Source organism: Pseudomonas sp. 50_B, assembly GCF_017491625.1.
Lineage (GTDB): Bacteria > Pseudomonadota > Gammaproteobacteria > Pseudomonadales > Pseudomonadaceae > Aquipseudomonas > Aquipseudomonas danubii.
Map to the genome: position 1 here is coordinate 1 of NZ_JAFGYX010000128.1, position 470 is coordinate 470.

1 pseudogene is annotated in these 470 nt (G+C 68.9%); it reads left to right on the forward strand.

What is annotated here, in order from left to right:
- A pseudogene (locus tag J5M73_RS31250) lies at window positions 1–470 on the forward strand (ribose ABC transporter permease); the annotation flags it as partial.

The following is a 470-nucleotide window of genomic DNA, read 5'->3' on the forward strand; positions in this document are numbered from 1 at the left end:
CGCACGGCCGGCATGCTGCCCGTGCTCGTGCTTCTGTGCGTGGGCTTCGGCTTCATGACCGACGGCTTCTTCACGCTGCAGAACCTGTCGATCGTCACGCAGCAGGCGTCGATCAACATCGTGCTCGCCGCCGGCATGACGTTCGTGATCCTGACGGGCGGCATCGACCTGTCGGTCGGCTCGGTGCTCGCGGCCGCCGCGGTCGCGTCGCTGCTCGCGTCGAACCTCCCCGGCTGGGGCTGGCTCGGCATTCCGGCCGCGCTCGCCGTCGGGCTCGCGTTCGTCGTCGTCAACGGCGGGCTGATCTCGTTTCGGCGCCTGCCGCCCTTCATCGTCACGCTCGGGGCGCTGACCGCCGTGCGCGGCATCGCGCGCCTGATGGGCAACGACACGACGATCTTCAACCCGCAACAGCCGTTCGCGTTCATCGGAAACGGCTCGATCCTCGGCGTGCCGTGGCTCGTCGTGAT